Origin of the sequence: Sulfurovum sp., assembly GCF_041551015.1 — a bacterium.
Taxonomy (GTDB): domain Bacteria; phylum Campylobacterota; class Campylobacteria; order Campylobacterales; family Sulfurovaceae; genus Sulfurovum.
Map to the genome: position 1 here is coordinate 1 of NZ_JBFENQ010000062.1, position 9714 is coordinate 9714.

The 9714-nt window shown below is 38.5% G+C and carries 10 protein-coding genes; 6 read left to right on the forward strand and 4 right to left on the reverse strand.

The features are described 5' to 3' along the window. The 3 genes from ABZC96_RS05440 to ABZC96_RS05450 all read left to right on the forward strand — a co-directional run. On the forward strand, nucleotides 1–1091 hold a 1091-nt coding region (locus ABZC96_RS05440), incomplete at its 5' end, for an AMP-binding protein (protein ID WP_373029643.1). A 37-nt stretch (nucleotides 1092–1128) separates the two neighbouring features. Continuing rightward, the gene (gene nagA / locus ABZC96_RS05445; RefSeq protein WP_373029645.1) at nucleotides 1129–2253 is read left to right on the forward strand and encodes an N-acetylglucosamine-6-phosphate deacetylase; all 1125 of its coding nucleotides are present in this window, start codon (nucleotides 1129–1131) and stop codon (nucleotides 2251–2253) included. 7 nt (nucleotides 2254–2260) lie between these two features. Beyond that, nucleotides 2261–2731: a PTS glucose transporter subunit IIA gene (locus tag ABZC96_RS05450; protein ID WP_373029646.1), complete on the forward strand. Its 471-nt coding sequence runs from the start codon at nucleotides 2261–2263 to the stop codon at nucleotides 2729–2731. A gap of 126 nt (nucleotides 2732–2857) precedes the next feature. Here the strand turns inward: ABZC96_RS05450 and ABZC96_RS05455 are convergent, their stop codons facing one another. The 3 genes from ABZC96_RS05455 to ABZC96_RS05465 are packed head-to-tail and all read right to left on the reverse strand — an operon-like array spanning nucleotide 2858 to nucleotide 6464. Then, nucleotides 2858–4231, reverse strand: coding sequence for a PTS transporter subunit EIIC (locus tag ABZC96_RS05455; RefSeq protein WP_373029647.1), 1374 nt, complete (start codon nucleotides 4229–4231; stop codon nucleotides 2858–2860). Further along, nucleotides 4224–6050, reverse strand: a complete 1827-nt coding sequence (locus ABZC96_RS05460) for an HPr family phosphocarrier protein (protein ID WP_373029649.1) — start codon at nucleotides 6048–6050, stop codon at nucleotides 4224–4226. Before ABZC96_RS05460 ends, ABZC96_RS05455 begins: the two co-directional genes overlap by 8 nt. Nucleotides 6051–6053: 3 nt before the next feature. Beyond that, nucleotides 6054–6464 carry a DUF1566 domain-containing protein gene (locus ABZC96_RS05465; protein WP_373029650.1) on the reverse strand — a complete coding sequence of 137 codons (411 nt, stop codon included), beginning with the start codon at nucleotides 6462–6464 and terminating at the stop codon, nucleotides 6054–6056. 91 nt (nucleotides 6465–6555) lie between these two features. Here ABZC96_RS05465 and ABZC96_RS05470 point away from each other — a divergent pair, with 91 nt between their 5' ends. After that, nucleotides 6556–8289, forward strand: a complete 1734-nt coding sequence (locus ABZC96_RS05470; protein ID WP_373029652.1) for an ATP-binding protein — start codon at nucleotides 6556–6558, stop codon at nucleotides 8287–8289. Between the two features lie 9 nt (nucleotides 8290–8298). Here the strand turns inward: ABZC96_RS05470 and ABZC96_RS05475 are convergent, their stop codons facing one another. Next, nucleotides 8299–8712, reverse strand: coding sequence for a rhodanese-like domain-containing protein (locus ABZC96_RS05475; RefSeq protein ID WP_373029654.1), 414 nt, complete (start codon nucleotides 8710–8712; stop codon nucleotides 8299–8301). Between the two features lie 284 nt (nucleotides 8713–8996). Here ABZC96_RS05475 and ABZC96_RS05480 point away from each other — a divergent pair, with 284 nt between their 5' ends. Next, nucleotides 8997–9386: an NAD(P)H-quinone oxidoreductase subunit 3 gene (locus ABZC96_RS05480; RefSeq protein ID WP_223891825.1), complete on the forward strand. Its 390-nt coding sequence runs from the start codon at nucleotides 8997–8999 to the stop codon at nucleotides 9384–9386. After that, the coding region (nuoB, locus tag ABZC96_RS05485) for an NADH-quinone oxidoreductase subunit NuoB (RefSeq protein WP_373029656.1) at nucleotides 9368–9714 on the forward strand (347 nt) is incomplete at its 3' end. The genes ABZC96_RS05480 and nuoB, both read left to right, overlap by 19 nt.

Sequence of the window (9714 nt, forward strand, 5' to 3'; positions counted from 1 at the left end):
AATTGACTGCAGAACATCGAGATACAGCCTTAGAAGACACGGCAGTCATCATTTATACTTCAGGAACGACAGGCAAACCTAAAGGTGCGATGTTAAGCCATAAAAACATTTTTTCAAATGGGCATTCTGGCATGATGCACATTAAGGTGACACCTAGAGATAGAGGAATTGTCTTTTTACCTATGTTTCACTCTTTTACATTTACTATCGCCATCATGCTGCCTATGTATGTGGGAATGAGTATAGTGATCATTAAATCGATCCAACCTTTTTCAAATATTTTTAAACAGACATTGTTAAAACGAGTAACACTTTTCTTTGGTATTCCTGATGTATATAATGCATTGGCAAAAGCAAAACTTCCGTGGTATTTCATGTGGTTTAATAACATCCGTGCATTTATCTCCGGGGCAGCTGCATTACAGCCTAAAACACTTGATGCTATGGCAAAGAAATTTAAAAGAGCCACATTACTGGAAGGGTATGGACTAAGTGAAGCGAGTCCAGCAGTGTGCATGAATACATTAAAAAAACAAAAAGCAGGATCGGTAGGTACAGCATTATATGGCTATGAGATCAAAATCGTAGATCAAGATATGAATGAGGTACATCGCGGTACTATTGGTGATATCATTGTCAAAGGTGACAATGTGATGCAAGGGTATTTGAACCGTCCTACTGCAACGGATGAGACTATCATCAATGGTTGGTTACTGACGGGTGATGTAGGATATATGGATGATGATGGTTTTTTATTTATCGTAGACAGAAAAAAAGATCTAATTATTTCAAAAGGTATCAATATCTATCCTCGTGAGGTTGAAGAGGTTATCGATATGTTTGAAGGTGTAGGAGCATCAGCAGTGATCGGCATTGATGATGAAAAGAGCGGAGAAGTACCTGTGGTCTATATAGAACTTGAAGAGGGTGTGGAGACGCTTGATGAGACAGGTTTAAAAAAATATATGAGAGAGCAACTTGCAAATTATAAAATACCAAAACAAATTCATGTCATTAAAGCACTCCCTAAAAATGCTACGGGAAAAGTACTTAAAAGAGCACTGAAACAAAGTCTTAGGACTGATGTGTGATTACTGTACATAAAAGTAAGGTTAGGTAAAAAACATAATGAAAGCTATTTTCAATGCAAAGATATTTATAGATGATCAGATCATTGAAGATAAAATACTTTTATTTGATCATAAGATCGTCAATATTGTAGATAAGATAGACCTTACAGATATTGAAACTATTGATGCGAAGGGTGCTTACGTGAGTGCAGGGTTTATTGATCTGCATATACATGGCAGTGGCGGGGCAGATGTGATGGATGCGACACCTGATGCTTTGGAAACGATCTCTTCAATCCTTCTTCAAACAGGGACCACTTCTTTTTTGGCTACAACAATGACGATGTCAAGTGAAGCTATTGACAAAGCTTTACAAAACATACAACTGCATGCTAACAAGGTCAGCGGTGCAAATGTGCTTGGTATTCATCTTGAAGGACCTTTTATCAATGAAGATAAACATGGTGCACAAGATAAAGCATATGTTCAATCACCGAACATAGCACTGATAGAAAACTATATGAACGAAGTAAAAATGATCACACTGGCACCTGAAATAAAAGGCGGTGAGCATTTTGTAAAGCTATTGACGAAAGAGTATCCTCATATCATTTTAAGTATCGGTCATTCCGATGCAAGTTATGAAGAGAGTCAAAAGAGTTTTAGTTGGGGCATCTCTCATGCAACACATCTGTTTAATGCCATGAACCCTTATCATCACAGAAAACCTGGCATAGTGGGCGCAGTGTTTGACTCTGATGTGACCTGCGACATCATTGCAGATCTGGTGCATACTCACACGAGTACACTTGAGCTGGTACAGAAAGTAAAAAAAGAGAAGCTGATACTCATCACTGATGCAATGAGGGCAGGATGTATGAAATGTGGTACGTATGATCTAGGCGGTAGGAGCGTTGAGGTAGATGAAGGCAAGGCAATACTGGAAGATGGCACACTTGCTGGTTCTGTACTGAAGATGAATGATGCATTGTTAAATATGAAAACACATACCTCTATGAATCTTGTTGAAATTGTCAATTCTGTGACAAAAATACCTGCACGTAAACTGAGCATCTCTAAAGGGGAACTCAGAGAAGGCTATGATGCAGATATAGTCATCTTTGATGAAAATTTTAGTATTATATCAACCATAGTGAGCGGTGAAGTAAAGTATAAAAGGTAATATATATATGTTCGGATTTTTAAAGCGTAAAATAAGAGAGATCAAGTCGCCCGTAGATGGACAGGTCATAGCACTTGAAAGTGTAAACGATGATGTGTTTTCACAAAAACTTGTGGGTGATGGTGTGGCGATTATACCTATGTCAAATGTGTTTACAGCACCTATAGATGGTACGATCACAAGAATATTTTCTACAAACCATGCATATAGCATTAAAAGTACAAAAGATCTAGAGGTCATGGTACACATCGGTCTAGAGACTGTAGCACTTGAGGGGAAAGGTTTTGAACGCCTTGCAAATGAAGGTGATGAAGTCAAAGCAGGAGACCCGGTGATCCGCGTTGATCTAGCGTATATCCGAGAACATGCCAAAGACATCATCACTCCTATTATCATCTCTGATGAAAGTGATGTGAAAAGTATTGATAAACGATTAAAGATCGTAAAAAGTCAAGATATTATTATGGAGGTCAGCTAATGCCACAAAGTGACAATATTTATTATTATGTAGTCTATGGATTAATTTTAGTCGCATTTTTCATTGTACTTAAAACCCCTAAAAAAAAGAAATAATCTTGTGTGGAACTAGGTCCACACAGCAAATTTATTTTAAGGCTTCTTTTATAGCCTCTGCTACTCTTTCAGCTCTCGTGCCTAAAATAATTTGAATAGATTTTTTATCCGGACGTATCACTCCTTTAGCTCCAAGCGTGATGAATGCTTCATCTAAGAGGATACTGCTGTCATTTACTGACATACGTAGTCTTGTGATGCATGCATCAGTATGTAAGATGTTTTCTACTCCGCCTAACGCTTCTATAAATGCCAGTGCCTCATCATTTATATCTGTAGGTTTGTCATCATTGGTCTCATCAAATATTTTGAGTTTAAAGAGTTTGATCGTGTAATAACTTAAAACAAAATATATGAGAGCAAAAATGCTACCCAGAAGAAGTATAAGCAGAGGGTTTGTAGCCAGCTTGTAGTTGATCACATAATCTATAAATCCAGCTGAAAACCCAAATCCTGCATGAATGTCTAACATCTGTGCTATAGCAAGGGCAAGACCGGTAAGCAGGGCATGTAATACAAAAAGTAAAGGAGCTACAAATAAAAAGAGAAACTCCAAAGGTTCCGTGATCCCTGTTAGAAATGATGTAAATGCAACACCCGCCAAGATGGCACCTACTTTTTTGCGGGAGCCTTTTGGGGTGTTCAGGTAGATCGCATATGCCATCGCAGGCAGACCAAACATCATTACTACATAAAAACCTGACATGTAGACACCAGCTGTTTTATCGCCAGCAAAAAAACGATGTAAGTCTCCATTGGCCACCACTTCCACACCATCTTTAAGATAGGTGTATTCTCCCAGCTGGAACCAAAACACAGAGTTGAGTATATGGTGCAGTCCTAAAGGGATGAGCAGACGGTTGAGTGTTCCGTAGATGAATGTACCTATCTCATGTAATCCGATGATAGCATTTGAAAATGTATCTATACCGCTTTGCGCAAAGTGCCAGAAATACCCGGCAAGTACACCGACACCTATGGCAGCAACAGCGGTAATAATAGGCACAAAACGTTTCCCCCCAAAGAAGCCTAAAAATTCAGGGAGTTTGATGTCATGATACCGGTTATACAGTGTCCCGGCAACGACACCGATGATAATACCCACAAACACACCCATATTCACATCTTTGTCTATACTGAGATAGACAGCTTTGGCGATGAGTACACCTATTGCACCTGCAAGTGCTGCTGCGCCATCATTGTTCTTAGCCAATCCGTAGGCGATACCTATACCAAAAAGAAGATCGAGATGTGAGAAGATCGCATCTCCGGCACTTTTCATAATAAGGGCTATTTGACCATCGAAAATGTCTCCAAAACCTAAGCGAAGTAGAAGCGCAGCAACCGGAAGCACTGCGATAGGGGTCATCAATGCTTTACCAATGCGCTGAAGTAAATTAAACATGTCTTATCTCCTCTTTTATTTGGGCTATACTCTTAGGTGAAACACTGAGGATTCCCATTCCTAGATCTAAAAGTTTAGGTATCGCGTGTTTATTTGCAGCCAGTTCACCACAAATACTTACAGGTTTTGTTGCTTTGTTAAGGATGCTTTCAATAGCAGAAAACACGGCAGGAGAGAGTTCATCCGCTTTGAGCAGAGGGTGCGTTCTCTCTATGGCAAAAAGATATTGTGTTAAGTCATTGGTACCGATGGAGTAGAAGTCTACAACATCGTTAAATGACTCCAGTAAGAAAAGTACCGATGGCACTTCTATCATGATTCCAAAGTGAAGGTGTGAAATGTCAAGCTGATATTTTTCAGCTACACTTTGAGCAAAAGCTTTTGTTTGTATAAATTCTTCGACAGAGCTGACCATAGGGAACATGATCTTTACAGATTTGTTGCCTGCAGCCAGGAAAATGGCATGTAATTGCTCTTCTAGAAGTTCAGGATGTGTATCAAATAGACGTACACCACGTATACCTAAAAAAGGGTTCTCTTCTGCAGGTATTTGCACATACGAAAGGGCTTTGTCTCCTCCTACATCGAGTGTACGCACTGTGACATCATCAAACATATCAAAGATTTCTTGGTAGGCTTGTTGTTGCTTTTCTAAAGAAGGTTTAACGGCTTTAAATAAAAACTCGGAACGTAAAAGGCCTATACCCTCTGCTCCTTCTTCTTTGGCTGTCTTGGCAGAGTTTATGTCTGCGACATTGGCAAAAACTTTAATATGTCTGCCTTTTTGTGTTGTCGCAGATTCAAATCGTTTTGTAGCAGAGAGCGCTTTTTGTGCATGATCTTTTTCTAAACGTACTCTTGCTTTTTTCATATCATCAGAGCTTGGATGCTGAACAACTACGCCAGCATGTGTATCAAGTATGATGGTTTCATCTTCGACAAGACTCTGGGTATCTGCAATAAGAGAGCAGATACCTGCAGCACGAAGTAAGATGGCCGTATGGGAGTTAACAGAAGTCTCTTTTAAGATCACACCCTCTACTTTTGTCTGTAGAAGATGGTCGATATCGCTAGGAAGCAGATCATTACATAACAATATAAAAGGTTTATCTGGAAAAGTGGCTTTTATTTCTAACCCCAAATGTTTTTTGACACGTTGGAGTATATCTTGATAATCACTTCTTTTGGAGTCAAGTTTTGTGCCCAAAAGTTTTTTTGATTCTTCCTCAATATGCTGTTCCAACTCTGGAAGGGTTTGGCTTTTCTCTCCCAAAGATGCCAGAAGTTCTTTTTGTGCAAGGTAGATAGTTGCATTTTCATTCTCTTTCTGTGTACTATAAAGTACGTCAAGTTCATTTAAACTTGCATATAAGGCTTCTTTAAAATCTGTATTGCTCTTGTGTTGTACTTCTTGAGTACGATAAGTGTAGGTAGAAGCAACGGCAATGCTTCCGCAGATGATCTCTCCTTCTAACACAGAACTTTCATAGCTGTAAGCAGTTTTTTCTATCTGCTTGATCTCTTGGTCATCTGTCATGAGTGTTTCAAAAAGCAGTTGAAGTTTTTCAAGGGCTTCATCTGCCTTTTTTCCTTTGGCAACCAGTGTAAAAGTGTCTCCTCTTTCTAAAGAGAGTGAAAGTAAAGTGTTGACACTTTTAGTGTCGACAGTCCTGTTTTTAAAAGTGGCTGTGATCTGACATGAAAATGATTTGGCTAAAGAGGAAAACTGCGCAACGGGTCTAAGGTGAAACCCATTGTTCGAAGTGACAGTAAGTTGTGTAGAAAGAGGTTTAGAAAATAGATTTTTAAATAGTGACATCTCTTATTTCATATCTCTTACACAGCGAATATATCGGCCATAAAGCCCAGATGCATTTTTTGTGGCACCATCTCTGAAAACTATACCCCAGAAATCATCATTTGCTCTTGCAGATACCGTACTTGACCAGTAGAGTGTATCATTGTCAACATGTTTAAACTCTTTAAGTATAGCAGGCTTATAGCGTTTATAATCAACGATAGTAAGCAGTTCAGGAAGTGTAGGTAAACGCCAGTTTTCAAAAGTACCAAGTTTTAATGCTTCACAGTAAGCTTTTGCTTCCATATGGGTCATTTTATCCTCTGAAGCATGCAGCGTATCTTCCCATATCAAATTAGTTTTAGGATCCTTAACCATGGTTGGTTCAGCCATTGCCATAGATAAAGCTACAGTTATCAGTAATACTACACGCATGTGATCTCCTTTTTTACAAACTAATGCATTACTCAAAGTATAGCAAATATTTGTTATACTCAAATTATTATCAACTATTTAGGAATACTAATTGAAACACCTTATTGACTTTATTGAAACCAAAGATGTCACCAAGACATCAATTTTTGAGCATTTAAAATGTACAAAAGAAGAAGCATTGTTGGTGCAGTATATTTGTAAACGTTATGTGGCGGGGCTGGAAGAAGTTTCTGTACTGGAGATGCTTCAAGATAACTATTCATCAGAGGGTTACGTGTATCTGAAAAAACTTGGATTGGTTAAAAATCTTTTGGATCTGGGTTGGATGATTCAAGTGAGTTTCGGACAAGTGAAAGCACATGAAGCATCCAAGTTGGAACTTTTAAGTACTTCTGTGACACCAAGTATTTCTTTATTACGTCTACTTGAAGAGGGGTCACTGGAGATTTTTCTTCCTGAAGTAAAACCTTATACGGATCATCTTGAGTACCTACAAGATCAGTTTGATATGGTAGCACTTTTACACAATATTGCTACTTTTAAACAAGGTTTTGCAGATAATTCACTTAGCATAGGACGTTTGAAAAATAAACTGACACTCTTGACAACACGTATAGAAGAGCGTGTCAAAATGACAGAAACCCCCATCGTTGTAGAAGAGTTTTTTAAAGAAAAAGAACTTGATGAAAAAGAAAAACGGATCTTCCTGGCGTTACTTAAAGAAGAGTACAGCGGGGGAGAGGGACAATTTAGAGACATGAACACACTCATAGAACTTATCAGTTTTGATGAGTACGAGAAGATAAAAAACCGTGCTCTGCTTGAAGACGGTGCGAGACTCATAAGCGATGATATCATCGACTATGAAGAGATACTCAATATGTTTGGTGGCGTGAGTCGGTCTTTTTATTTGCAAGAAGAGGTGATGCAGCGTATCATACATCCTAAAAAAAGCAAAAAGGTGACGAAGTTAAAACTGGATGCACTGGTACAGGAGCAAGAGCTTTTCGAGTATCTGAAACCTGCGACAACATTAGATGATGTCGTCTTGCATCCCAAAACAAGAGAGACATTACAAAATGTTGTCAAACAGGTTGACAGAGAGGTGTTTAAAAAACTTAGAGAGTGGGGTATTAAAGACAAGCGTAAAGGTATTGATGCACGTATTATATTCTATGGAGCTGCAGGAACGGGTAAAACAATGACCGCTATGAGCTTGGCCAAAACACTTAAAAAGCCCATCTTATCGTTTGACTGTTCTAAAATTCTTTCTATGTATGTAGGGGAGAGCGAAAAGAATGTACGTAAGATATTTGATGACTTTAAAGAGTTGAGTAAACAAGCAAAAGTGGAACCTATTTTACTTCTCAATGAAGCAGACCAGTTTTTAAGTACAAGAAGTGAGGGGGCAGGAAGCTCTGCAGATAAGATGCATAACCAAATGCAAAACATTTTCCTTGAACAGATAGAAAAGTTTGAAGGTATACTCATTGCTACCACCAATTTACTTGGCAATATAGACAAAGCTTTTTCACGCCGTTTTAATTATAAGATTGAGTTTAAAAAACCAGGTAGAAAACAGCGTCTCAGCCTTTGGCAGTTCATGCTTCCTGAAAATGCAGATTATGAAGAAGGATTTGATATGTCAGAACTTGCTAAACACGAACTGACGGGTGGTCAGATCAATCTTATCATCAAAAATACAGCCTATAAAGTAGCTGTACGAGAAGAGAGTGTATTTGGAAATCAAGACTTTCTCGAAGAGATAGAAAAAGAGCTTGGTTCCAGTTTTGAAGGTGTGAAGAGTATGGGCTTTAAGGTTTAGATAAAAAGGCTATTTTACCAGTTCAGCATTCGCACCCATCAACTGAATAATCCCACCTTTGACATTCAGTGGGGTAAACCCGTTTTCTTCCAAGATACGGGATGCGGATACGCTTCTGCTTCCTGTTCTACAGTAGACAATGATCTTTTTATTTTTATCTTGCTTGAGCATACCCAGGTTTTTACTGAGTGCTTGTACGGGTATGAGTGTAGCATCTCTTAGATGTCCACTTTTATACTCTTGTATGGTTCGTACATCAAGGAGCGTGACATTATCGTCATTTTCCAGTAAATATATGGCTTGTTTGGCATCTATAGATTCAAAGTTGGCAAATATCCATCCTTTAGAGTAGGCGAACCAAAAAAGTAAGCCAGCCATAGCGATCCAGTATAGTACATTGATATAGTTTTTAAGAAGATTCACTCTGTCGTTCCTTATAGTTATTATAATTATATTTGATATTGTATCGGTATTTTCTTTCTATACATATAGTTACATCTAGTTACATACTAAAAAGTAATCACATAAAGCACTAAGTACCCAAAATCTTTTAACCATCTTTCAGCTAGTATACAAGTAATAATCTGATCATTCTCTATACTGAAAAGCAAGTGTAAACTTGAGCCCAAAGCGCATTTCAGTAGAGAGAAATTGAAAATTGGGCTTTGCTCATTTTTGAAGAGAATTATGAAAATAAAGGGATTAATATGACTCATGTAATTACAGAACATCCATATTTCGGTGTATTTGTTTTATTCGCGTTAACAGCCGTGGCGTTCCCAGCGACGCTATGGGCTGCACGTTTTGTTAGTAGAAAATTTGCAAGGCTTGATACGGAAAGACTTAAATTAAGTATATACGAATGTGGACCAGAGGTGACTAAGCAACCTAACACCATTTCTGCACAGTTTTACCTGATAGCACTTTTGTTTATCTTGTTTGATGTAGAGATTATCTTTATGTTCCCTTGGGCAATTGACTTTAAATTACTTGGTTGGTTTGGTTTCGCTGAGATGATATTATTTATTTTACTACTTACGATTGGTTTCGTATACGCATGGAAAAAAGGAGCACTTGAATGGCACAGCATCAAGTAAACTACGCTAGCGCAGCTGGCTTACCGATAGCATTGACTTCGGTAGACAAACTCGTAAACTGGGGTCGTTCAAACTCACTTTGGCCGCTTACTTATGGACTCGCATGTTGTGCGATTGAAATGATGGCATCGGGAGCTTCACGCTACGACTTCGATAGAATGGGAACCATCTTTAGAGCTTCTCCAAGACAAGCAGATGTCATGATTTTGGCAGGAACACTTTCTAAAAAGCACTCTGAATTTGCCAGAAGACTTTATGACCAGATGACAGAACCTAAATGGGTGATCTCTATGGGTTCATGTGCAAATACTGGTGGTATGTTCAACAC